Origin of the sequence: Mesorhizobium sp. LNJC405B00 (assembly GCF_000502615.1) — a bacterium.
Taxonomy (GTDB): Bacteria; Pseudomonadota; Alphaproteobacteria; order Rhizobiales; family Rhizobiaceae; genus Mesorhizobium.
Genome location: NZ_AYWC01000001.1, coordinates 32,679 through 55,620, shown reverse-complemented (window position 1 = coordinate 55,620; position 22,942 = coordinate 32,679). Strand labels below are relative to the sequence as shown.

At 63.1% G+C, this 22,942-nt stretch carries 23 protein-coding genes and 1 pseudogene; 9 read left to right on the top strand and 15 right to left on the bottom strand.

All coding sequences use genetic code 11. From position 1 onward, the window contains the following. Positions 1-42: 42 nt before the first annotated feature. The gene (locus tag X756_RS164775; protein ID WP_023728220.1) at positions 43-558 is read right to left on the bottom strand and encodes a hypothetical protein; all 516 of its coding nucleotides are present in this window, start codon (positions 556-558) and stop codon (positions 43-45) included. A gap of 284 nt (positions 559-842) precedes the next feature. On the opposite strand from X756_RS164775, the gene X756_RS164780 reads away from it, so the two are divergent. After that, on the top strand, positions 843-1,475 hold the full coding sequence (locus tag X756_RS164780) for a hypothetical protein (RefSeq protein ID WP_156941312.1): 633 nt from the start codon (positions 843-845) through the stop codon (positions 1,473-1,475). A gap of 118 nt (positions 1,476-1,593) precedes the next feature. Here X756_RS164780 and X756_RS164785 read toward each other — a convergent pair whose 3' ends face one another. After that, complete coding sequence (locus tag X756_RS164785; protein ID WP_023728218.1) at positions 1,594-1,878, bottom strand: hypothetical protein; 285 nt, start codon at positions 1,876-1,878, stop codon at positions 1,594-1,596. Between the two features lie 614 nt (positions 1,879-2,492). Between X756_RS164785 and X756_RS164790 the strand changes: the two genes are divergently transcribed. After that, complete coding sequence (locus X756_RS164790; protein WP_023728217.1) at positions 2,493-3,431, top strand: diacylglycerol kinase family protein; 939 nt, start codon at positions 2,493-2,495, stop codon at positions 3,429-3,431. Between the two features lie 92 nt (positions 3,432-3,523). On the opposite strand, the gene X756_RS164795 is transcribed toward X756_RS164790, so the two are convergent. The 3 genes and pseudogenes from X756_RS164795 to X756_RS01000000165065 form a co-directional block, all read right to left on the bottom strand. Then, complete coding sequence (locus X756_RS164795; RefSeq protein ID WP_023728216.1) at positions 3,524-4,441, bottom strand: NAD(P)-dependent oxidoreductase; 918 nt, start codon at positions 4,439-4,441, stop codon at positions 3,524-3,526. After that, complete coding sequence (locus X756_RS164800) at positions 4,438-5,652, bottom strand: mandelate racemase/muconate lactonizing enzyme family protein (protein WP_023711165.1); 1,215 nt, start codon at positions 5,650-5,652, stop codon at positions 4,438-4,440. Before X756_RS164800 ends, X756_RS164795 begins: the two co-directional genes overlap by 4 nt. Then, a pseudogene (locus X756_RS01000000165065) lies at positions 5,649-7,275 on the bottom strand (GMC family oxidoreductase N-terminal domain-containing protein). Before X756_RS01000000165065 ends, X756_RS164800 begins: the two are co-directional and overlap by 4 nt. Before the next feature lie 223 nt (positions 7,276-7,498). On the opposite strand from X756_RS01000000165065, the gene X756_RS164805 reads away from it, so the two are divergent. Beyond that, complete coding sequence (locus X756_RS164805; protein WP_023671995.1) at positions 7,499-7,894, top strand: acyl-CoA thioesterase; 396 nt, start codon at positions 7,499-7,501, stop codon at positions 7,892-7,894. A 498-nt stretch (positions 7,895-8,392) separates the two neighbouring features. On the opposite strand, the gene X756_RS164815 is transcribed toward X756_RS164805, so the two are convergent. Next, positions 8,393-8,761, bottom strand: a complete 369-nt coding sequence (locus X756_RS164815; protein WP_023683744.1) for a helix-turn-helix domain-containing protein — start codon at positions 8,759-8,761, stop codon at positions 8,393-8,395. Positions 8,762-8,850: 89 nt separating this feature from the next. On the opposite strand from X756_RS164815, the gene X756_RS164820 reads away from it, so the two are divergent. Beyond that, entirely contained in the window at positions 8,851-9,456 is a 606-nt protein-coding gene (locus X756_RS164820; RefSeq protein WP_023671992.1) for an NADPH-dependent FMN reductase, read from the top strand. Positions 9,457-9,621: 165 nt separating this feature from the next. Here X756_RS164820 and X756_RS164825 read toward each other — a convergent pair whose 3' ends face one another. Further along, positions 9,622-10,917 (bottom strand): glucoamylase family protein, encoded by a 1,296-nt coding sequence (locus X756_RS164825; RefSeq protein WP_023728215.1) that lies wholly within the window; start codon positions 10,915-10,917, stop codon positions 9,622-9,624. Positions 10,918-11,175: 258 nt separating this feature from the next. On the opposite strand from X756_RS164825, the gene X756_RS164830 reads away from it, so the two are divergent. Then, positions 11,176-12,054: a DMT family transporter gene (locus tag X756_RS164830; protein WP_050588054.1), complete on the top strand. Its 879-nt coding sequence runs from the start codon at positions 11,176-11,178 to the stop codon at positions 12,052-12,054. A gap of 28 nt (positions 12,055-12,082) precedes the next feature. Here X756_RS164830 and X756_RS164835 read toward each other — a convergent pair whose 3' ends face one another. Together X756_RS164835 and X756_RS164840 are read right to left on the bottom strand one after the other, a co-directional pair. After that, positions 12,083-13,393, bottom strand: a complete 1,311-nt coding sequence (locus X756_RS164835) for a hemolysin family protein (RefSeq protein WP_023728213.1) — start codon at positions 13,391-13,393, stop codon at positions 12,083-12,085. Positions 13,394-13,463: 70 nt separating this feature from the next. Continuing rightward, a complete protein-coding gene (locus tag X756_RS164840) occupies positions 13,464-14,171 on the bottom strand; it encodes an LssY C-terminal domain-containing protein (RefSeq protein WP_023728212.1) in 708 nt (235 codons plus the stop codon). 142 nt (positions 14,172-14,313) lie between these two features. Here X756_RS164840 and X756_RS164845 point away from each other — a divergent pair, with 142 nt between their 5' ends. Further along, positions 14,314-15,009, top strand: a complete 696-nt coding sequence (locus X756_RS164845; protein WP_245264429.1) for a gamma-glutamylcyclotransferase — start codon at positions 14,314-14,316, stop codon at positions 15,007-15,009. Positions 15,010-15,022: 13 nt separating this feature from the next. On the opposite strand, the gene X756_RS164850 is transcribed toward X756_RS164845, so the two are convergent. The 3 genes from X756_RS164850 to X756_RS164860 all read right to left on the bottom strand — a co-directional run bounded on the left by X756_RS164850 (position 15,023) and on the right by X756_RS164860 (position 17,647). Beyond that, positions 15,023-15,814 (bottom strand): extensin family protein, encoded by a 792-nt coding sequence (locus tag X756_RS164850; RefSeq protein WP_023728210.1) that lies wholly within the window; start codon positions 15,812-15,814, stop codon positions 15,023-15,025. Between the two features lie 132 nt (positions 15,815-15,946). Then, a complete protein-coding gene (locus X756_RS164855) occupies positions 15,947-17,023 on the bottom strand; it encodes an extensin family protein (RefSeq protein WP_023728209.1) in 1,077 nt (358 codons plus the stop codon). A gap of 198 nt (positions 17,024-17,221) precedes the next feature. Next, on the bottom strand, positions 17,222-17,647 hold the full coding sequence (locus tag X756_RS164860; RefSeq protein WP_023683751.1) for a DUF3775 domain-containing protein: 426 nt from the start codon (positions 17,645-17,647) through the stop codon (positions 17,222-17,224). 229 nt (positions 17,648-17,876) lie between these two features. On the opposite strand from X756_RS164860, the gene X756_RS164865 reads away from it, so the two are divergent. Both X756_RS164865 and greA read left to right on the top strand, forming a co-directional pair. Continuing rightward, positions 17,877-18,413 (top strand): tetratricopeptide repeat protein, encoded by a 537-nt coding sequence (locus X756_RS164865; protein WP_023683752.1) that lies wholly within the window; start codon positions 17,877-17,879, stop codon positions 18,411-18,413. A 288-nt stretch (positions 18,414-18,701) separates the two neighbouring features. After that, a complete protein-coding gene (gene greA / locus X756_RS164870; protein ID WP_023671981.1) occupies positions 18,702-19,175 on the top strand; it encodes a transcription elongation factor GreA in 474 nt (157 codons plus the stop codon). 24 nt (positions 19,176-19,199) lie between these two features. Here greA and waaC read toward each other — a convergent pair whose 3' ends face one another. Genes waaC through rfaD form a run of 3 tightly spaced genes read right to left on the bottom strand, consistent with a single transcriptional unit; the run spans position 19,200 to position 22,101 of the window. Next, entirely contained in the window at positions 19,200-20,174 is a 975-nt protein-coding gene (gene waaC / locus X756_RS164875; protein ID WP_023728208.1) for a lipopolysaccharide heptosyltransferase I, read from the bottom strand. Further along, positions 20,171-21,178, bottom strand: coding sequence for a lipopolysaccharide heptosyltransferase II (waaF, locus tag X756_RS164880; protein ID WP_023728207.1), 1,008 nt, complete (start codon positions 21,176-21,178; stop codon positions 20,171-20,173). Before waaF ends, waaC begins: the two co-directional genes overlap by 4 nt. Further along, entirely contained in the window at positions 21,151-22,101 is a 951-nt protein-coding gene (gene rfaD / locus X756_RS164885) for an ADP-glyceromanno-heptose 6-epimerase (protein WP_023728206.1), read from the bottom strand. Before rfaD ends, waaF begins: the two co-directional genes overlap by 28 nt. A gap of 134 nt (positions 22,102-22,235) precedes the next feature. Between rfaD and X756_RS164890 the strand changes: the two genes are divergently transcribed. Next, positions 22,236-22,868: a LysE family translocator gene (locus X756_RS164890; RefSeq protein ID WP_023728205.1), complete on the top strand. Its 633-nt coding sequence runs from the start codon at positions 22,236-22,238 to the stop codon at positions 22,866-22,868. The last annotated feature ends 74 nt before the right edge of the window (positions 22,869-22,942 follow it).

Here is a 22,942-nt window from a genome sequence, read left to right as displayed (position 1 = left end):
ACGGCAGTGCGACAGCGTGGTATGGTCCGAACGGCAGGCCGCTCACAACCCGCTCGGCACCAGCCCTGCCAGCCAGTTCGCGGACCGCTTGGCAATGCCGACCGTTGCCGACGCGACGCGGCTGAGATCTGTCTTGACCACGGCGTAGCCGTTCCTGGTGCGGTAGAGCACGCCTGTTCCGCCATCGACCACTTGCTCGTAGGCGACGGGCCGTACCGCTGCTGCCTCCATGGCCGTCGTCGGGGAGCCGACGGGAACGCTCGGCCGATGGCTCAGTTCCGGCGGCAACGGGGTTTGGACATTCCGGCTGGCCGGCTTCAGTTCCGGGCGGGATGCGGCCGCCGCCAGTTGCGAAGAAGACGCCGACCCCTTGCTGCGGCATATGCCAGAGACCAGCGGATAGTCGAAGTTCTTCTGGTGCAGCATCTGGCTTTTCATCGCCGCTTCGCAGTCGGCGATGGTCGCCCACTTCGCTGGCGTCTCGCCGATATATTCGCAAAGCTTGGCGTCGCAGTCGCAGCCGACAATGGTCATGGCGACAAGGGCGGTCTTGATCACGGTCTTGTCCTTCGGATTGCCCCCCGGCAGCCAGTCCTTCCATCGCGCGCGAACAAGGCGGGATTTTGGCCGCGATCACGCGATGAGCCGGGGAATGCGTTTTCGGGTACGGCTCACTATAGGTGGATTTCGAGACACCCGGTAGCAGATAGGGCGGGAGCGTGATGCATTTGCAGGAAGAAGCCTGAATAAATCTTGTCGGCTATGGCCGCGACAACTGTATCTTGGCCCAGTTTTCTACTACGATACTCACGGGCGATACAACAATATAGGAGGGGTTAGTCATGGGAAGAATTGTCCGGTCCGCCGAGCCTGTGCCAAAAAGGGATTCAACGCTCGAGGGCATTCCAGGCGATGCTCCGCTCGGCGTCGACGATGACAACCAAGAAGATCAAGGATCGAAAGGCGGCGACGGCTATCTCGACCGGGTTGCGAAGTACGTGCCTGCCGAAGTCGTGGCATTTTTCATCTTCGTCAATTCCATCCTGGTCAATGCCACTGAGCAGCCGGTTGCCAAGGCGTTGACCGATGCGGTGGCGGAAGAGACCAAAGGCAATCCAGGGGACATTCCGGGTAAGGTGCAGGCAGCCATCTATAAGATTGAAATGGCCGGTATCAGCGTCTGGACCATTTCATGGATCATGTTGATCGTCGCGCTGGCGATGACGCCGGTGTATCTGAAATCGGTCAGCGATTCAGCCGACAATGCGGAGGCTCCGGGAGCCAACATCGTCATGTCGATGCTCGCCTTCCCATTCTGGGCCTATGCCGTCAACGCGCTGGCCCTCAGGCCATGGCATGACGGTGCGCTGGCCAGCATCATGCTCGCCACCTTCACGCTCATCAGCGGCGCCATACGGCCGGAATATATAAACGCTGGCCTCAATTTGATCCCGGGCATCGGCCCGAAGAAGTAGCTTGGCCCGCCGGGCAGGCCGCGGTGCAGGGCGCGGCTTCAGTTGTAGACGCGCTCCAGCCTCGCGCCTGCTTCGAACAGCGCCGGCAGCACGATGTGCAGCTTGCGCACGGCGACGATCAGCCCGGTGCGACGGGTGGCCGGATCGATCGGAACGGTTGGCTGAACAGCGCCCGGGCGCCTTCGGGCGGAGCGAAATCTGCCGCCGAAAGCACGGTGAGCATGATCGCGTCATTGCCACCGATCTCGACGAAGGACACGCCTCTGTCGATCAGGCGCGGGATCATGTCGGTGAATTGCTGATCGCGCCTGGTGATGAAGATGGTTCCGTCAGCGCCGAAATCGCGTTCCAGCGAAGTATCGGCTTCTTCACGCGTCGCTTCGCCGACCGGACCTTGGCCCAAAAGACAGTCGGCGCCGGGATTTCTCCCAGCGCCTCCCTGTCAGATCAGGACACGGTCGCGGCAGCAACTTCCGCAAAGTCGTCGCGCCATGCCGGCCTTGATTTTGACGGTCCTGCCAGTCACCGCCCGAGGGCAGTGCCCGTTCCAGACCACGCCGTTCTCCACCCTTGCGAGCTTCGTTCGGCGCGCCATCGAAGGTTTTCGCCGTCCTTCATGGCAGCATCGGTCCGCCGTTGGCGTTCGCACGCTTTCCGCGGCCCCGTAGGTCTCGGCATCCGTCCCTCGAACAAGCAAGCCTGCTCTCGCTTCGGGCCGTACGGGCCTCAGGAAATCCGCCTTTTCGCTTTGCCTTTCGGCGCGGCGATCGGTAGCCGCCTGAGATGGGTTAAACTTACGCCGGGTAACGGATTTGGGGAATGGGCGTGAGCCTGTGGATAACGGGATTATCGGGGATCGTTTTCCACGAACCTCGGAATCTTTGCGACTGCTGTTTTAGACAGCCTTCCCCGCTTTTCGACACTTGAACCGGCTGCGCCCCTTGCTCCGCCCGCTGGCTCGGGCTTCAATGCCGGCAAAGCATCGAGCCTATCAGCTCGGTGCGGGGAGGGTGCGTATTGAAAGTCGGGGTGGTGCTCAATCCGATTGCCGGCGGCGGCCGGCTGAAACGGCATTGGCCGGAGGTCGCTGCTTCGCTGAAAAAGCATTTCGGCGAATTCGAGCTGCGCGAGACGCAGGCCGAAGGCGACGCCGAACGGCTGGCGCTCGACCTCGCGGCAAGCGGCTTCGAGCTGGTGATCGCGGCCGGCGGCGACGGCACCGCCAGCGAAGTGGCCGACGGATTGCTGCAGGCATTCGATGAGAGCGGCCGGACAACCGAACTTGGCTTGCTGCCTTGCGGCACCGGCATCGATTTCGCGCGCGGGCTCGGGCTGCCGAAAGAGGTGGATGCGGCGTTGAAGCGGATCGCCGAAGCCAAGGCGCGCAAGGTCGATGCAGGGCGCATCTGCTACATCGACGACCATGGCGCGCTGGCCAGCCGGCACTTCATCAATATCGCCAGCCTCGGCCTATCCGGCGCCACGGACCGTGCGGTCAATGCCGACAAGCGCAAGGGCAGGATGTCGGCCAAGGCGCTGTTTTTCTGGCGCACCGTGGTCGAGTTCATCCGCTACCGCTTCCAGGATGTCCGGATCACCGTCGACGATGGCACCCCGGTCGAGGCGCGCATGGCGCTGGTGGCGGTTGCCAACGGAAAGTTCTTCGGCGGCGGCATGATGATCGCCCCGGACGCCGAACTCGCCGACGGCCAGTTCGACATCGTCATCCTGCGCGCGGCCGGCAAGCTGAAGCTGATCTGGGATATTCGGCTGCTCTATGGCGGCCGGCACCGCAACCATCCGGCCATCACCATATTGCGTGGCCGGAAAGTGGTGGTCGAACCTATCGGCGATGTCGAGAAGAACGGCGCGCTGGTCGACATAGATGGCGAGTCGCCGGGGCGTATACCCGCGACGTTTGAGATCCTGCCCGGAGCGCTGACGCTGAGATATTGAATCAAGGCGTTGAGGGATTGATTCAGGTGGTTTGAGCGGCGATTCCGGCGAACCGGCCAAGGGCCTGAAATCGCAGGACATATTTACCCGGCTTAGCTTTCCAGCTTGGCTGGGAAACCGGGCGCGCGCAGATCCATGTCGACGGCATCCTCGAGCAGTTTGACGATCTGGGTCGACCAGGCGCCGCCGCCATATTCCTGTTTGCCCATCAGGAAAATCTCACTCACAAGCGGCGCCAGTTGGAGTGGCAGTCTGAACTCCCTGCCCATCGCAAGCGCAAAGCCGAGGTCCTTCAGTGCCAGGTCCATGGTGAAGCCAATGTCGTAGGAGCCGTTGAGGATGAGCTGGCTTTCGGTCTCATGGACGAAGCTGTTGCCGGAGGAGGCGACGATGGCGTGGTAGGATTGCGCGAGGTCGAGGCCGCCTTGCTTGGCCAACATCAGCGCCTCGCCGGCGGCGACGAGATGGATGAAGGCCAGCATGTTGGTGATGACCTTGATCACCGCCGCCGAGCCGACCGGACCCATCAGGAACGACTTTGCGCACATCGCTTCGATGGCCGGACGATGGCGCTCGTAAAGCGCAGCATCGCCGCCGACAAGCGCGGTGATCTTTCCGACCGCGGCCAGATGCACGCCGCCGGTGACCGGGCACTCAAGCGTTTCGACGCCCTTGGCCGAGGCGAGGGCGGCGAGGCGCAGAATCTCGTCGCGGCCATTCGTCGACATCTCGATCCATGTGCCGCCCTTGGGCAATCCTTCCAGCAGTCCACCGGGACCAGCCAGCACCGCTTCACTGACCTTGGGCGAGGGCAGGCATGTGATGGCGTTGCCGGCTAGCGCTGCCGCTTCAGCCGGGCTGTTCGCTGCGATGGCGCCGAGCGCAACCAGGCGCTCGACGGCGGCGGGGTCGCGGTCGAAGACGATGACGACAAAACCGTTGCGCAACAGGCTGGCGGCGAGGTTGCCGCCGAGATGGCCAAGGCCGATGAAGGCGTAACGTTCGCTCACGGCATCAGCGGCATTTGCATCATCTGCAAATGCAGGTCCTTGCCGGTGTAGGGATGCGCCTCGCAGACCGCCTCGTTGAGCTCGACGCCGAGGCCGGGCTCCTTCGACGGAATGACATTGCCGTCCTGCCACTCGATCTTCTTCTTCAAGAGCGTGGCGTGGAAACCGTCCCACTGCTTCAGCGATTCCAGGATGAGGAAATTGGGCAGCGTCACCGCCAGCTGGATGTTGGCGGCGCCGACGATCGGCCCGCAATAGCAGTGCGGCGCGATCTGGATGTGGTATGCCTCGGCCATGGCGGCGATCTTCTTGGTTTCGAGAATGCCGCCGGAACGGCCAAGGTCCGGTTGCAGGATGGTGGCGGCGCGGTTCTCGATGATTCGGGCGAATTCGAACTTGGTCGTTAGCCGCTCGCCGGTGGCGATCGGGATCGACGTGCCTCGCGCCACCTGAGCCATCACTTCGGGCATGTCGGGCGGCACCGGCTCTTCGAACCACAAGGGATCGTAGGGCTCGATCGCGCGTGCCATCCGCAGCGCACCCGACGCGGTGAACTGGCCATGCGTGCCGAACAGAATATCGGCGCGGGTGCCGACGGCTTCGCGGATCGCCTTGACCATGCGGGTGGAGACATCGATGTCGATCAGGCGCGGCTGGTGGCCGTCGAAGGCGGTGTAAGGACCGGCCGGGTCAAGCTTGACGGCGTTGAACCCCTGCTCGACATATTCGAGCGCGCAGGCCGCCGCCAGTTCAGGGTCGTTATAGACGTTCCTGCCGTCCGGCGCGTCCTCCGAATGGACGCTGCCGGTGTGCGGGTAGAGATAGGTGTAGGAGCGCAGCGTCTCGTGCACCTGGCCGCCGAGCAGTTTGTAGACCGGCTTGTCGGCTTCCTTGCCGACAATGTCCCAGCAGGCCATTTCCAGCGCCGAGAAACAGCCCATGCCGGTAACGTCGGGGCGCTGGGTAAATCCTGAGGAATAGGCGCGGCGGAAGAAGGTCTCGATGTCATGCGGATCGTGGCCGATCAGGTAACGCTCGGCCATGTCCTCGACCAGCTTCGCTGTTATGTGAGCCGAGAAGGTGGCGTTGTAGGCCTCGCCGTAACCGACGACGCCGCCATCGGTGGTCAGCTTGACGAAGATGAAATACTTGCCGCCGATGCCGGGCGGCGGGTTGCCGACTACCCAGGTCTTGACGTCGGTGATCTTCATTTTTGGTCCTCCAGAACCAGTTCGGCGCCCTTCCATCCGGTCATGACCGAGGCGGCGTTGGTGTTGCCGGTGATGTTGGCGGGAAAGATCGAGGCGTCGATGACACGCAGACCTTCGAGCCCGTGCACTTTCAGGCGCGGGTCGACGACGGCGGCCCCGGCGTCCGGCCCCATGCGGCAGGTCGAGACCGGGTGATAGACGGTGCCTGAGCGCTTCCTGAAATCCTGGATCAGGTCGGCATCCGATTGGATCGATGGGCCTGGCAAAACCTCCTCAGTGATGATCTCGGCCATGGCGGGCATCGAGGCTATCTTGCGCACGAATTTCACCGCCGCCAGCATCTCGTCGACATCGGCGTTGGTGGAATAGGCGTTGGCGACGATCCTGGGATAGTCCAGCGGATTGCTGGAGCGGATCATGATCTCGCCGCGGCTGGACGGGCGGCAGTTGGAGAGGCCGATGGAAAAGCCCGGCCACGGATCTGGCGTCAGGATCGGCCGCTCGCCGCTCTTCGGAATGACGGTCGAGAAAGCCTGGAAATAAAGCTGCATGTTGGGGCGCGAAAACGCCGGGTCGGTTCGGAAGAAGCCGCCGCCATGGTTCATCGACAGCGACAGCGGGCCGGAGCGGGTGAGGATGTACTGCATGCCAACCAGCAGCTTGCCCCACCAGGGCCGCAAGATTTGGTTGAGCGTCGGCACGTTTCCCTTGAAGGTATAGTTGATGCCGACATGGTCCTGCAGATGCGCGCCGACATTTTCGTTGGCGTGGACGACCGGGATGCCAAGCCCCTTGAGCAGTGCGGAGGGACCGACGCCGGACAGTTGCAAGAGCTGCGGCGAGTTGATCGAGCCGGCGGACAGGATGACTTCGCGGCCGGCCCGCGCCGTCTTGGTCTCGCCATTCTGCAGATATTCGATGCCGACGGCGCGCTTGCCCTCGAACAGGATCCTGCTCGCCAGCGCATTCGTCTCGACGCGGACGTTTTTGCGCTTCATCGCCGGGCGCAGGAATGCGCGCGCGGCCGACATGCGGCGACCATTCCTGGTCGAGATCTGGNGAGATCTGGTAGGTGCCGACGCCTTCCTGGGCGGCGCCGTTGAAGTCGGGGTTGAGTGGCAGCCCTGCCTGCTGGCCGGCGGCGAGATAGCGCCTGGTCAGCGGATGGACGGCGTTCGTCGTGTCGGTGATATGCAGCGGCCCGCCGGTGCCGCGCCATTTGTCGGCGCCGGCCTCATTGTCCTCGAGCGCCTTGAAGCCCGGCAACAGATCGTCATAGCCCCAGCCGGGATTTCCGGCATCGCGCCAGTCGTCAAAGTCCTCGCGCGCGCCACGGATCCAGACCATGGCGTTGATCGAGCTGGAGCCGCCAAGCAGCTTGCCGCGCGGCCAATGGTCGACATTGCCGGCAAGGCCGGGGTCCGGCTCGGGCTTGTAGTTCCAGTTGACCGCCGGATCGAAGAAGGTCTTGCCGTAGCCGAGCGGCATCTGGACATAAAAGCGGCGGTCGCTGCCGCCGGCTTCCAGCACCAGCACGGAGAAGCGGCCCGAAATCGACAGCCTGTCGGCCAGAACCGAGCCGGCCGAGCCGGAGCCGACGATGATGAAGTCATAAGTCTGCATGATTGGTGTTGGCGGCTCCGCAAAACTGAGCGCAGCCTATCCGCGACGGCTTGGCCGCGCCCCTGCGGCTTCCGGCATGGCTTGTGAAAAAAGCGACCGTGAGACGCCTGGTCGGAAAAGCCACCATGGAACCGACATTGCGCCGGGAGCCTCGCCCGTCGCGTTGACCTCTTGGGTCCATGACGCTACGGGATCAAGGGCTATCGCTTCAGGGGAATCTCGGATGGTGCATTACGCGGACGGACGGCCGATCGGTGATCTGACCTTGCGTACGCTCGCCATGCCGGCCGATGCAAATGCGGCCGGCGACATCTTTGGCGGTTGGGTGATGGCGCAGATGGATCTTGCCTGCGGCATCCGTGCGGCCGAGCGGGCCAAGGGCCGCGTGGTGACGGCGGCTGTCAAGGAAATGTCCTTCGCCAAAGCGATGAAGATCGGCGACACGCTGTGCATCTACACCCATGTCGAGCGCGTCGGCCGCACCTCCATGACGCTCAAGGTCGAGGCGTGGGCGCAGCGCTACCTCTCCGACCTGATGGAGAAGGTCACCCACGCCGATTTCGTCATGGTGGCGCTGGATAGCGACGGCAAGCCGAAGCCGATTCCAACCGAAAGTTGACATCGTCGATTCTGCCAAGCTTGCGCTTATGTAACATCCCCCGCGCGGGCGATGCGCTGCGCGACATCCAATGGTTGCCTTCACATCCGATTCTGCGGGCGGCGGAGGGAAGACAATGCGTCAACACATGCTGAACGGCTGGCTCGTGGCGGCCCTCGTCGCGGTGATCTGCCTGCTTGGCACGACCGCTTATACCGAGATCAGGAAAGAGCTTCCAAGCGTTGCCTGCACGCAAGACCGGACCGTTGGCAACGAGCGGACTGCCCAGCGGTCTGCAAGGGTAGAGACGTGCGGCGCAGTGTGTTGCAGCAACCCTGCGTCAAAGGCCTGAGGGCCCGTCAGCGGAAGACCTCGTCAGCCTCAAAATGATGATGCGCCGGCGAACGAAACGCTGCAGCTATGTCGATGGCGTGACCAACGATGCAAGGGCGGATCCAGTTAAACCCGGGTACGGGTCGTCGACGGCAAAATCCGTAAACTATTGCTGGGCAACGGTTTTCAGGCGTGCACGCCATCGAATCTTTCACGCGCCGCCTGGACCCGCGAGGTGTTTTTCCGCGCCCATTCGCCGAGCGCGCCGACCGGCACCAGCAGCTCATGGCCGAGCTCCGTCAGCTCATAGTCGACGCGTGGCGGGATGGTCGGGAACACGGTTCGGGTGACGAAGCCGTCGCGCTCAAGACCGCGCAAGGTGGTGGTCAGCATCTTCTGCGAAATGCCGCCGACAGCGGCGCGCAACTCATTGAAACGCAGCGGTCCGCCGCCCAGCTTGCCGACGACCAGAACGGTCCATTTGTCGCCGACGCGCTGCAGGATTTCCGAGACGGCGCGGCAGTCTTCGGTGTTGTGCGGGTGCCTCAGTAACATAACGGTGCCTCCTTGCGCTGCCATTTGTCAGTATCTCATATAGCGCCGGTATCCAAACGATACCAGCTTTTGCATATATGGAGAGCCCCATGTCCAAGCCCAAAATCGCCATCGTCGTCGGTTCGACACGCGCCGCGCGTTTCGCCGATGTGCCCGCCCAGTGGATCGCCAAGATCGCGAAATCTCATGCCGACATCGACGTCGAGACCGTCGACCTGCGCGACTGGCCGCTGCCCTTTTTCGACGAGGTCGCCTCGTCCGCCTGGGCGCCGTCGCAGAACGAAGTTGCCCAGCGCTGGCAAAAGAAGGTCGCCGAATTCGACGGCTTCATCTTCACCGCCGCCGAATACAATCATGGCCCGACGGCCGTGCTGAAGAACGCCATCGATTACGCCGCCAATGAATGGAACAAGAAGCCGGCCGGTTTCGTCGGCTATGGCAGCGTCGGCGGCTCGCGCGCTGTCGAACATTTGCGTCTTGCCGCGGTCGAATTGCAGATGGCGCCGGTCAAATCCGCCGTTCACATTGCCTGGAGCGATTTCCTGGCGGTGCGCCAGGGCGAGAAGAAGCTCGAGGAGATCGAGCATCTGAACCAGGCTGCCACGGCGCTGGTCAACGATGTTGCCTGGTGGGCCCGCGTGCTCAAGGCAGCGCGTCAGGCCGACGCGATTGCCGGCGAAGCCCAGGCGGCCTGAGCCTTATCCTCCCAAGGATCGATGATTTTTCCAAAGGGCGGCGTTTGCGCCGCCCTTTTTCATTCACGTGAAGAGGCGCTCTCGGCTCCCTTGGCCGGATGGTGGAGTCGGACCGGCAAGGTCGCGCTGATGCCTTGACGATCCCGCGCGAAGGATCGCCGCCTGTCACAGCCAACCGCCGGAAAACCCGGCCCGGCGCAGTCCTGTGGTGATGGCCGGCACGCGGCGCATCAATCGCCACAGGAAGTCGGACCGGTAGTTCTCGATCATCAGGGCGATCGGCCCCTGGTTGATGCCGACATGGTCCGGCGATACCCAACCGCAGGCGCGGCCGTCGTCGGCAGCGATCGTCGGGTTGAAGCTCGCGGTGAAGCCGTAAGAGTTGCCGTCGCGCAGGTCCATCTCGTGGAAATGGCGCAGCGCCGGCAGCACGATTTCCGGCGCAAAAGGCAAGGAGGCGATTGCCGCCCATGGCGACAGCGTGCCGTCATCGGGGCCAAACGGTGCGCCGCGGGCGAGATAACCGAAGAAGCGGCGTCCATCGGCTCGCCGCGCGATCGGACCTGGGCCGTCGCTGGCGGTGACGCCCCAGCAATTCTCGCCATAGCCCGCGAACCCCCTCGGATTGCGGATTGCGTAATCGCGCTGCAGATACGTCGCCTGGCGGCTGTTTTCGAAATAGTCCAGGTCGTGATCGCGCATGAAGGCATCGCGGATGTCGCGAAAATCGATCCAGATATGCGAGAACTGGTGGATGAAAAGCGGGCCGGCATAGACCATCTCGCGGCCGTAGATGGTCTTCCATTTGTAAGTGGACAGCCAGGCCGCGTAGCTCTCGGGAGTTAGCGAGTGGGTCGGCGAACCGAGACCCAGGACGTACAGGATCAGCGCCTCGTCAAATCCTTCCCAGCGGTAGCGGAGAAAGCCTTTTCCAGGCCGCCAGCCATGGGTGACGGTGGCGCCGCCGTTCTGCGCCCAGCGCCAGTCGGCACGGCGGTAGAGCGCATCGGCAAGCTGGCGGATTTCCAGTTCGAGCTCATCGTCCTCGTCGAAATAAGCGCCGGCGGCCAGAACACCGGCAAGCAAAAGGGCGGTATCGATCGTGGACAGTTCGCAATTCCAGACGCGGCGGCCGGTCTTCATGTCGAGGAAATGATAGTAGAAACCCCTGTAGCCGGTGGCATCGGGCTCCGGCCCGTGCGGGGCGTTCCAGAAGAAGCGAAGCGTGGCGAGCGTCCGCTCGATTGCGGCATCGCGCGTCATGAAACCGCGCTCGACACCGACGGGATAGGACGACAAAGCGAGCCCGACGGCGGCTATGCTGGCAGGCGACGCCTGCGTGTTGCGGTCGGCGACCAGGCCGTTGGCAGGGTTGGCCTCGTTGAGAAAATACTCGAAGGACAGGCGCTGGATATCTTGGAGAAGCTCGTCGTTTAGCGCGTGTTCGTTCGATGCATCCATGACAATCGATATAGAGGCTTTGGCTGCTTTTGCCATTCTTCCAGCGGATCAATCATGGGTGAGGGCAGGCTGGGGCCGATAGCGAAAGGCGCTGCCGACGCACCGAATTCAAATCGAGGGGCTGCGAAGATCGGTTGGACCGCCATATGCACGGCCCTGCCATCTGGCCTGGCCGTCCTCCCCTGATATATCCGGCTGCGATCCATCACATGAGCATGCCCCGTGAAGTCACCCAGCCTGTCAGGCGTCGTTTCCCCCATGACCCCGGTGCTGGTCTGTGCACTTGCGATCTTCCTTCTGTCCGCCATGGATGCGGCGATGAAAATCCTGGTGATCGCCGTCGGTGTCTACAACACGGTGCTATGGCGAAGCATGCTTGCGAGCGTGGTCGCGGGCACGGCTTGGGCGGCGGGGCCGCGTTCCCTTCCCACGCCTTCCGTGCTGCGGCTACACGCGTTGCGCGCCGTGGTCGTGGGCATCGTTCTGCTGTCGTTCTTCTGGGGCCTTGCCAGATTGCCGCTGGCGGATGGGATCGGGCTTAGTTTCGTCGCGCCGCTGTTCGCTCTCCTGCTGGCGGCGCTGCTTTTGGGCGAACGCATACAGCGCCAGGCGATCTGGGCGTCGCTGGCGGGCATCGCCGGCGTCGTCATCATCATGGCCGGACAGTTCGGGCAAGGGAATTATACCGGGGATGCCCTGCTTGGAACGGTGGCGGTGCTCGCATCGACGGTGTTCTACGCCTACAATCTGATCCTCTCGCGGCGGCAGGCGCTGGTGGCCAAGCCAGTCGAGATCATGCTGTTCCAGAACCTGTGCGTTGCCGCCGTCCTTCTCCCCGCCGCTCCCTGGCTCGCGGTTGCCCTGCCGGGCAATCTCTGGCTTCCGCTGGCCGGGGTGACGGCGCTGTCGCTCTCCGGGCAGTTCCTGATGAGCTGGTCCTACGCGCGGGCCGAAGCGCAATATCTGATCCCGACGGAGTATTCTGCCTTCATCTGGGCGATCGTGTTTGGCTGGCTGTTCTTCGACGAGGCGGCGACCTGGACCACGCTGGCTGGAGCGGCCCTGATCGTGGCCAGTTGCCTGATCGCCTCGCGCTCCAATCCGAAGCTTGCCGAACCGATCGAAGCCGCGGTCTGAGGGCGCTATTCGCTTTGACGGCAGAGTGTCAACGCACCACTTCGCGATGGCCGCTGGGCAGCCGGGTGGCGATCAGCTTGTCGATACGGCGGCCATCGAGGTCGACGACCTCGAAACGCCAGCCTTGCGCGTCGACGCATTCGCCGGTCGCCGGCAGATGGTGCATGTGCGACAGCACATAACCGGCGACGGTCTCGTAGTCGCGGTTTTCCGGCAGGTCGATACCGAGAACGTCAGCCATCTCGTCGGCTTGCATGTATCCCGCGAGCAGCCATGAGCCGTCCTCGCGCTTGACGGCGTTTTCCTCGTCGCCGGCATCAAGGTCGGCGCGGAAGACGCCGGTGATGGCCTCGAGAATGTCGGCAGGCGTGACGATCCCTTCGAAATGGCCGTATTCGTCATGCACCAGCGCCATCGGCACGTCGGATTCCTTCAGCTTCTGCAGCACATCCAGCGCGTCGGCCTGATCGTAGACGATGGGGGCGGCGCGCACATGCTTGCTCGGATCGAGTGCGCGGCCGGCGAGCAGGGCGGCCAGCACGTCGCGCGTCTGAACAACGCCAACCATGACGTCGACGCCGCCGTCGCCGGCCGGCAGGCGCGAATGCTGGGTCTCCATCAAGAGCTTGCGGATGGCACCCTCATCGGACTGCAAATTGATCCAGTCGACCTCGGTGCGCGGCGTCATCACGGCGCGCACGGCGCGATCGCCGAGCCGCATGACGCCGGCGATCATGCGCCGCTCGTCAGATTCGATGGTGCCGTGGTGCTCGGCCTCGGCGACCAGCATCTTGATCTCTTCGTCGGTGACTTTTTCCTCGCTCTCGCCGCGCTGGCCGAGCAACCACAATATGGCGCGGCCGGAAATGTCGAGCAGGAACACCAGCGGCGCCGAGACGGTGGCGAGGATGGTCATCGCAGGCGCTGCGCGGGCCGCAACACGCTCGGGATCGCGCAGCGCGATCTGCTTGGGCACCAGTTCGCCGACGATCAGCGAGAAATAGGTGATGATCGCAACGACAATGCCGACGCCGAGCGGATCGGCAATGTTTTCGCGCATGCCGGTCGAGGCCAGGTACACCGACAGCCTGTCGCCCAGCGTGGCGCCGGAGAAGGCGCCCGACAGCACGCCGACCAGAGTGATGCCGATCTGCACTGACGACAGGAATTTGCCGGGATTGGAGCCGAGCGTCAGCGCACGCCCGGCGCCATTGACGCCGCGGTCGATCATCGCCTTGAGCCGCGCCGGGCGCGACGACACGATGGCGAGCTCGGACATCGACAGAAGGCCGTTCACACAGATGAGGACGACCACGGTGGCGATTTCGACGTATAGCATCAGGGCTCAATAGCATTGCGGCGGGCCGCAGGAAAATAGTCCGCGATGATTTTTGGAAAATGACAGTGGTTCAGGGGAATTGCCTGAGCACCCCGACAACAGCCTTGCCGTCGGTGAAATAGGGATCGCCGCCGCCGTTGCGTCCGGTCCTGGTGGCGCCGATGCCCGGGATGTCGCTCGCCGAGGTCACCATGCCGGCCGCCGACAGGTCGTGGATCACGAGATCGCGCTCGGCGTCGATGTCAGGGGCGATATGGTGGGTGATGGCGCCGGTATCGTGGCTGAGACCAACGCCGCGGTCGAAGCTGGCCGAGCCCATCCAGAGCGTTCGGCCGTCGTCGCCGGTCGCATCGCTGCGCCAGAAGCGGACATGATGGCGCCGGTCGGCGCTGCCGCCGACCGGCTTTTCGAAGGCGAGATCCTGGGCGCGGCCTTCGAACAGCAGCCGGCTGACCGGGGCGTCAGGATAGGGATGGTCGAACAGCACGCTCTCACCGATTTCGATCGCGGTCTTTAGCGTCACGCCATCGGCCGTATCCCATCCGGCCATGGCGAAGGCATGGACCATCTCTTTTTCGGTACCGACAAGGCCGATATTGATCGGGTCGCCCGGAATGCCTTGCGGCGTGTGTGTCACCATCTCGAAAGTCTGCGTGCGAAAGCCGCGGTCGCGAACCGTCCAGAATTCCGGCGCAGCGACATAGGCGAGGGCCAGCCAGACCGCCAGAAGAGCGGCGAGCCAGGTCAATGCGCGTCGTTGCAGGCTTCGTCGGCTCATGAAAGCGGCTCGATCCGTGCGGTATCTGTGCCTGACGGACCCTGGAAATCAATGGCCAGCGGCGAGCAGCCGTTCTATCGTCGGCCATCGTTTTTGCGGGGGGTGAGCAGCAATGGATAAGAAGCCGGTGGGTCGCAGCTCGATGGCATTGACCGCGGACCTTGTCGCAAGGGTCGAGCGTGTCGAACCGGATCCGGGTCCCGAGCCCGGAACAACCGAGCATACAGACGCGGAGTTCGATAGTCTTGTCGAGCAACTTCTGTCGGAGCATCGGCCTGAAGCGCTATGGGTCTTTGCCTACGGGTCGCTGATCTGGAACCCCGAATTTGCCCATGTCGAGCAGCGCCCGGCCACGGCGCCAGGATGGCACCGCTCGTTTTGCCTGACGCTGACCCGTTGGCGCGGAACCCGTGATTTGCCGGCGCTGATGCTGGCGCTCGATCGAGGCGGCAGCTGCAACGGCATCGTCTATCGGCTGCCCGCGGAAGACCATGTCGGGCAACTTGGCCAGTTGATGCGCCGCGAGATCGATGCCAATCCGCCGACTAACGTGCCATGCTGGATCAAGGTCAAGACCAAGGATGGGCCGTTGCGGGCCTTGGCTTTCGTCGCCGCGCCAGACGGCAGGGCCTATGCCGGCCGGCTGCCATTGGAGCAGGTTGCCGACACGCTGGCGCGGGCTGCCGGGCATTGGGGCTCGTCGGCTCAATACCTGTTCCGAACCGTCAGCAAGTTGGAAGAAAGCGGTATCCGCGACAGGAACCTTTGGCGCATCCAGGATCTGGTGGCCCAGCAAATCATCGCTTCCATAGGGAACGCCAATCCGACTGATTTCTGAACGGTGAAACGCCTTAGCGGCAGGCGCGGTAGCCGCTTTTGCGGTTCTTGATGTCGAAATGGAAATGGTTGCGGTGATCGTAATTGTAGCCGGGACCGAGCACGGTGGTGAAATACTGGCAGCCGTCGGCGCGCACATTGTTGAGGAAGCCGCGGGTGCGGAAGGCAAACAGGCCGGGCTTGCGCACGTCGATGTCGTCGCCGTTGTTGAGCTCGATGCTCATGACGTCGAGGGCGTTGCCCTTGCCGTGCTCGGACAGGACACCTTCGCCGGCGATGTTGCGGCAGGAATAGCTCGAGCCCTGGTGGATGGTCTTGACGCCCGAGAAATAGCGCCAGCGGGCGGAGGGAACCAGTTCGTTGCTGGTCCAGGCGGCGAAACTTGCGGCCATGTCGCAGGTCAATGTTGCGGCGGGCTTCATCTGGATGCCGCTGATGGCGGATACCTTGACCGGCCAGTCTATGCCGCACTGTCCCTCATGGATCGGCTGGACATCGGTGTAGACGACGCGAAGGCGCTTCAACTCGCCACGGCAATCGGTTTCGCTGGCCGGCATCTGCTGCGGCTCCGACTCCGACATCGGCTCGTCCATGCGCGGATAGGCGGCAGTCATATAGGGATTGGACGGGACGAGCTTCTGCATGCCTTCATATTGCGGCACGGCCGCGGTCTGCGAGCCGACATCGACGGCCGGCTGCAGCGACAGCACGCTGCCAGTGTTGCAAGCCGAAACGGCGGCCAGCGCAAGACCGGCGGCCAGTATCGCTGCGCTTTTTGCCTTCGCGGCGCGAAATATTGCGGCCATGGGCGGAATCCTGTCCTTGATCGGTGGGATTTTAACGATCAAGGGTAAAGGAAAACTCAGCGTCCCCGTTCATGCCTGCGGCCGAAATGCGGCAGCCAGACCATCACCGGCATGACGATCACTGGAGGGCCATCACTGGCAGAAAGTGCCACCATTCCGGCGCGGTTCGAGATCGAGATGGAAATGCAGGGAATGGTCCGGGTCCGCGCCCGGTCCAAGCACGGTCTTGAACGGTCCGCAGGCGGCCTTGCGCACCGCATTGAGGAATTTGCCGTCCTTCTCGGGCGGCGTTGGACCGACTTCGACCTTTCTGCCATCCGACAACGTGAAGCTGGCAATATCGAGCGCGTTGCCGAAGGCATGTTCCGACAGATGGCGCGTGCCGTTGCGCGGCCGGCAGACAAAGGCCGATGCCTGGTTGATCGATTTCAGGTCGGCTCCGAACTCGGCTTTCGCCGCCGGCTGTATGATTTCGGCGGCAAAGCGGGCTGCCGCTTCGGCCATCGGGCAGTTGAGTTCGGTCGCGGGGCCGATGGCGATGGATTTTCCGAGCGACTTCAGCACCAGGGGATAGGGGATCGAGCAGCCGATGTCGGGATTGCTTTCCGCCTTATGCTCCTCGAATTCGACACCAAGGGCCGTCAGCCGCTCGCGACAGGCGACTTCCGCCGCCGGCATTTTTGCATCGGGCACATCGGCCGAGCGCGCATCGGGCAGCATCTTCTTGTCGCCGGCATCGGGTTTTTCAGGTGGTTGCGGAGCAACGGCCAGCGGCTGAGCTTCAGGTTCCGAAGTGTCTGGCTTTTGTGTCGGAATCGGCACCGCGGCCGGCGGCTCGGGCTCGCTTTGCCTATCGGTCGACGGCTTCGGGGCTGACGGTCCGGGCCGCGCCTGCTTTTTAAAACGGGACTTTTCTTCATTGAATCGATCGTCATTGGACCGGTTGGGCGCGCCAAGGGGGTTCGGACCTTCGGCCTTTTGCTTTTCGATCGGTGCCGCGCCGGTCTTCGGCGCCTCTGAAGGACGCGCCTCGGGCAGCGGGACAACGCGCGAGGGCTGCACCGGAACATCGGCGGGCGAGGGCTCTTTATCCGGGGTCTTTTGTTCCACCTGCTTTGGCGTGATGTGCCGCTGTGGCCTGGGCTTCTGGCGGTGTTTGCTGCGCGGCTTAGGATGCGAGTCGACCCGCGGTGAAAACAGCTGCTCCAACCGCTGTGACAGCGGCGTGTAATGCTTTTTGCGCTGTTTGGCGTCAGCTTGCGTCAGCAGGGGCGCCAGCAGCAGAGCCGTGACGACCATGACCAGTGCAACCCTGCATGTTCGGGAAAGTACAACAGACCCCATCGTCCTCAACGGCGCGAACGCCTGGAGGTTGCCTGCGGCCCATCACGAACGGTAACGACGTCGTTACGCGCCAATCGCTTCCAGCCCTTCTTCCAGCCAGTCGGCCAAAAGCGGCATGCCGAGCAGGTATTTCGCCGTGCGCTTGTTGGCGCGGTCGCGCGCGGCGGCAACCGCATCGGACCATTCCGCTGCGTCATAGTCGCCGCGGCCGACCCAGGCCAGCGCGATCAACTCGGCCGCTTCGTCGACGTTGAGGTCGTTGATCAGCTCGCGCAGCTCTTCCTCGGTGAGGTCTTCCGCGCTTTCCTCCGCCAGACCGTCATGGTGGTGATTGGCATGTGATTCACCATCGAGCTCGACCTCATGCTCGGCACCGTCGGCATAGTCTTCGTTGACGGCAGCACTCAGTCCCTTTGCCTTGAGAATGAACAGGCGCACGGTGTCCGGGCCGATCGATAGCTCCCATTCCCGCTCACGGCGCTGTTGCACTCTCGGGCACCCCCGCTGATCATTTCCCGAATGATAGCGGATTTGCAGCGCGCGTCACGTCATGTTCTGATCCCTGGCTCCCGCCTTTGACCGAATTCAGGTTAGGCACGGCCGCACAAATAGTTTCGGCGGCTGCGGGTTTCCGGGATGAAAAGTCTGCATCCCGGCGTTAGCTTTTCATTATCGTCATTTTCCCTCAAGATCGTCATTATCCCTCAAGGAGGCTTCGATGCATAAAAGAGTGTTGATCCAGGCGGCTGCGGCGCTTGTGGCGCTGCAGTTCTTTGCGGTTCCGGTGTTTGCGGCCGGCGGCGGTGGCGGTGGTACCGAGACCACCACCCAGTGCAAGAAGGGGCAGGTCTGGGACAAGAAAAAGCAGAAATGCGTCGCGCCGAAGTACGGCATGCTGGACGACGACAACATCTACGATGCTGGTCACGACCTGGCCATGGCCGGGCGTTATGATGAGGCGATCGCCGTGCTCAGCCTTGCCGCCAACAAGCAGGATCCACGCATCCTCAACTACCTCGGCTATTCGCATCGCCATTCCGGCCGTGTAACCGTCGGCCTCGGCTATTACGAGGAAGCGCTCCGCATCAACCCGGACTACACGCTGGTGCGCGAATATCTCGGCGAGGCCCATCTGCAGATCGGCGATCTGGCCGGCGCTCAGGCGCAACTGGCCGAGATCGAGAAGCGGACGGGCAAGGATTCGCGCGAATACGGCATGCTGGCCGAACAGATCTACCATTTCATGAGAAGCTGACCCCACCCCAACGGCTTCTCTGGGCCGGCTGCGAGCAATCGCAGCCGGTTTTTGTTGTCGCAACTGCAACACGCTGCACATGCCGTGACGGCAATTGCGCAAGTCGGCTCATGATTTTTCAAAAAGCCTGCTTTTTGAGCGTGAAAAACGCGCGAGGATCGCTATATTGGGGAAAATTGCGGTGAAACGGTTCCGTTAGCCCGAGGCTGCCGGACCCGTTTTCTTTTTATACCCATCGACAAGGCTTTCCCCGAAATGCGGGGGTGGCGGCAGGAAAGGTCAGGCATCATGAACAAGGTCCCGATGACAGGCGAGGGGTTCGCGTCATTGAAGGAAGAGCTGCGTTGGCGCCAGCAGGAGGAGCGGCCGCGCATCATCGAGGCGATCTCCGAAGCGCGCTCGCATGGCGACCTGTCCGAAAATGCCGAATATCATGCCGCCAAAGAGGCGCAGAGCCTCAATGAGGGCCGTGTCAACGAACTGGAAGACTATATTGCTCGGGCCGAGGTGATCGACGTCACCAAGCTTAGCGGCGACAAGGTCAAGTTCGGCGCCACGGTGGTGCTGGTCGACGAGGACACCGAGGAAAAGAAGACCTACCAGATTGTCGGCGACCAGGAAGCGGATGTGAAATCGGGCCGTATTTCGATCTCCTCGCCGATCGCGCGCGCGCTGATCGGCAAGGAAGTCGGCGACGCCATCGAGGTCAACGCCCCTGGCGGCGCCAGGGGTTACGAGATCGTCCAGGTGCAGTTCATCTAGCACCTCAGATCCTTCTGAAAGGCTCTAGGCTGGTGCTCGTGATTTGAGCGCCAGCTGCTTCTCAGCTTCCGCCACCACCTTCGCCGGCGTTAGGTGCTCCCCCGATGCGGCCAGCAGCGTTGAGGCATACTGCCCGCGCGGGCCGGTCAAACCCGGCTCGGTCGCAAGGAACACCGCGACCGTCGGCAGGCCAAAGGCGCTGGCGAGGTGGGTCAGACCGGTGTCGGCGCCGATAACCAGCGTCGAGCGGCCAAGGATCGCGGCAATGTCTGCCAGCGGCGATCTCGGCACCACGATCGTTGACGGCACGGCTTTTGCGATCGCATTGGCCACCGCCTTCTCACGCTCGTTCGACCAGGTGGTGACCGGCGTCATTCCGGTACCAACCAGCAGGCGAGCGGTTTCGATCCAGTCTTCGGCGGGCCATTTCTTGTCTTCGCGGCTGGTGCCGTGCAGCAGGAAGGCCGTCTTGCCGTCGATGCCGGCCAGGCGGCCCGGAGGCGGCACAATCCCGGATGCCAGGGTCGAAAGGTCGGGCTCGTAGCCGAGCGCCAGCCCGAACAGCCGGCGCGTGCGTTCGATGGCGTGCAGGTTGCGCGGCACGGCGTATTTGCGCTGGTAAAACAACGTTGCCAAGGGCTCCCGCGCGCTCGCGCGGTCGAAACCTGCGATTGGTGCCGCTGCCTGTTTCGCCACCAGGGCCGATTTCAGCAGCCCCTGAGCATCGATGACGAGGTCGTACTCGCCTGCTTGCAGAGCGCGGCGCAAGCTTGTCGCCTCCCGCCATGTGCGGGCGTTGAACAGATGCTTGCGCCAGCGCCGGATGGCGACGGTATGGATCTTTGCTATCGCCGGATGCAGCGCGACGATGGCGGCAAAGGCTTCTTCGACGCACCAGTCGAAGGCGATATCGGGGCGCTTGCGGCGTGCATCTTCGACGGCGGGGAAGGTGTGGGTGACGTCGCCCATCGAGGAGGTCTTGACGATCAAAACCTTCATGCGGCGGCCGGGAGTTCCAGCAACCTGTCCGCCGCCGCTGCCACTTGGGCAACGTCCAGCGTCTTCAGGCAGTTGAGGTGGCCGAGCGGGCAGATCTTCCGGTGGCAGGGCGAACAGGACAGATGCAACCAGATCAGTTCGCGCTGTTCAGCCAACGGCGGCGTGTTTTCCGGCGAGGTCGAACCGTAGACGGCAACGACCGGTGTGCCGACGGCGGCCGCGACATGCATCAGCCCGCTGTCGTTGGACACCGCCAGCCTGGCCGCGGCGATCAGGTCGATGGCGTCCTCCAGCCGCGTCTTTCCTGCCAGATCGACGACACCGGGCGCGAGTGCTGCGATCTCGGCGGTGACGTCGCGATCGTTCTTCGAGCCGAACAACGCGACCTCGAATCCTTTCGCCATCATCTCTCCGGCGAGGCCGGCATAGCTTTCGCTAGGCCAGCGTTTGGCCGGACCGAATTCGGCGCCGGGCATCATGGCGACGAATTTTCCCGGCTGCAGGTCGAAGCGGGCGAGCAACTCTTTCTGATTGCCGCCATCGACGGTCAGGTGCGGCGCCCGGAAATGGCCACCCTGGGCAAGACCGAAATAGGCCTGCGCGGTGCGCCGTTTGACGGCATCGGGCAGCGGCACGATGTCGGTTAGCAGGCCGTAGCGCATTTCCCGGAGATTGCCGAAACGGCGCGGAATGCGGGCAAAGAACGGGATCAGCGCCGATTTCCAACTGCCCGGCAGGACGTAGGCCATGTCGTAGCGGCCGCGCAGCAGGCGGCCGAAGCGGCGGCGAATGATGAATTCGAGCGCGCCGGGTTGCAGCGGGAAATCGATCTGCTGGCGAATCTCGGGCATGCGCTTGACCAGCGGGGCCGCCCAGGCCGGGGCAAGCACGTCGATGGCGGCGTTGGGATGGAGCTCCTTCAACGCCGAGAACAGGCACTGAGCCATGACCATATCGCCCACCCAGCGTGGGCCGATCACGAGGATCGTTGGGCTTTCAGCCATTCGACATAGTCTCTGACGCCGGTTTCCACGTTGCGGAATTGCCCATTATAGCCGGCTGCGCGCAAGCGGGACATATCAGCCTGGGTAAAACTCTGGTAGCTGCCCTTGAGGTGATCGGGGAATTCGATGAACTCGATCTCGCCCTTGCCCAGCGTATCGATCACGGTCTCGGCAATGGCGCGGAACGGCTGGGCGCGGCCGGTGCCGCAGTTGAAGATGCCGCTCGAGCCGCGCTTCCACAGCCACAGATTGACGTCGGCGACATCGCCGACATGAATGAAGTCGCGGCTCTGTTCGCCAGGCCCGAAGCCGTCATGGGCGCCGAACAGCTTTGGGTTTTCGCCGCGCCCGACCTGGTTGAACAGATGGAAGGCGACCGAGGCCATGGCGCCCTTGTGCGCCTCGCGCGGGCCATAGACGTTGAAGTAGCGCAAGCCGGCGACCTGCGAATGATCGGTGTCGAACACAGTGCGCCTGACATAGTCGTCGAATAGTTTCTTCGAATAGGCGTAGACGTTGAGCGGCCGCTCAAGTGCGGGGTCCTCGCGAAACTCCGAACCGCCGCCGTAGACGGAAGCCGAGGAGGCATAGAGGAACGGTATGCGCAGCGAAAGACAGCCATGCAGCAAGCGCTTTGAGAAGGCGTAGTTCACGTCCATCATGAACTTGCCGTTCCATTCCGTGGTGGTCGAGCAGGCGCCCTGGTGGAAGACGGCCTCGACGCGGCCTAGGTCGCCAGCTTCCAAGGTGGCCAAGAATTCGTCCTTGTCGAGATAGTCGGCTATCTGCAAATCGGCCAGGTTGGCGATCTTGTGGCCGTCGGTGAGGTCGTCGACGACGAGGATGTCATCATGGCCTTCGGCATTGAGTGCGGCGACGATGTTGGAGCCGATCATGCCGGCCCCGCCCGTGACGATGATCATGAATGCCTCTGGTTGCTTGCGATTCCGGTCCTTATAAGGGAGGCCAAGCGTACTGTCGATGAAGCACCACGACGCCACAGTGAGACCGCGAAGCGGCCCGCTTTATTCGAGGCCCGCAAGCTAGGGGACAAAAAATGCCGTCGACCGAACTGCTCATTGCGTTTTTCGCCACCACGGCGATCTTTGCCTATATTCCAGGACCGGCGATGCTCTATGCCGCCGCGCAGACCATGGCGCGCGGGCGCTGGTCGGGGCTGACGGCGGCACTTGGCATCCATCTTGGCGGTTATTTCCATGTCTTTGCGGCTGCCGCCGGGCTGTCGGTGCTCTTCCATGCGGTGCCGCCGCTCTACCTGGCGGTCAAGCTCATCGGCGCGCTCTATCTGATCTGGCTTGGCGTGTCCTTGTTCCGCAAGCGCGGGGACGGTGACAGGGCGCTGCCGGCGATCGAGCGCAAATCGGCGCGCCGCGCATTTTTCGAGAGCATCACCGTCGAAGTGCTCAATCCGAAGACGGCGATCTTCTTCATGGCGTTCCTGCCACAGTTCATCGATGCCTCGGCGGGGTTCCCGGTGTGGCTGCAATTCGTCGTGCTGGGCACCATCGTCAATTTAATGTTCTCTTCGGCAGATATTGTCTGCGTGTTGCTGGCAGGCATGGTGATCGCCCGGCTGAAGCGCTCCAGCCGTGCGCAGCGGATCATGCAGCGGGCGGGCGGGGCGGTGCTGGTCGGACTGGGCGTCCACGTCGCGCTGCAGAAGAGCTGACGGCCGCCCTGACGTTGCGCTGCGCGGATTTGCGGTATATCGGCTTCGCCATGAACGATCCGGCCCGTAAATTG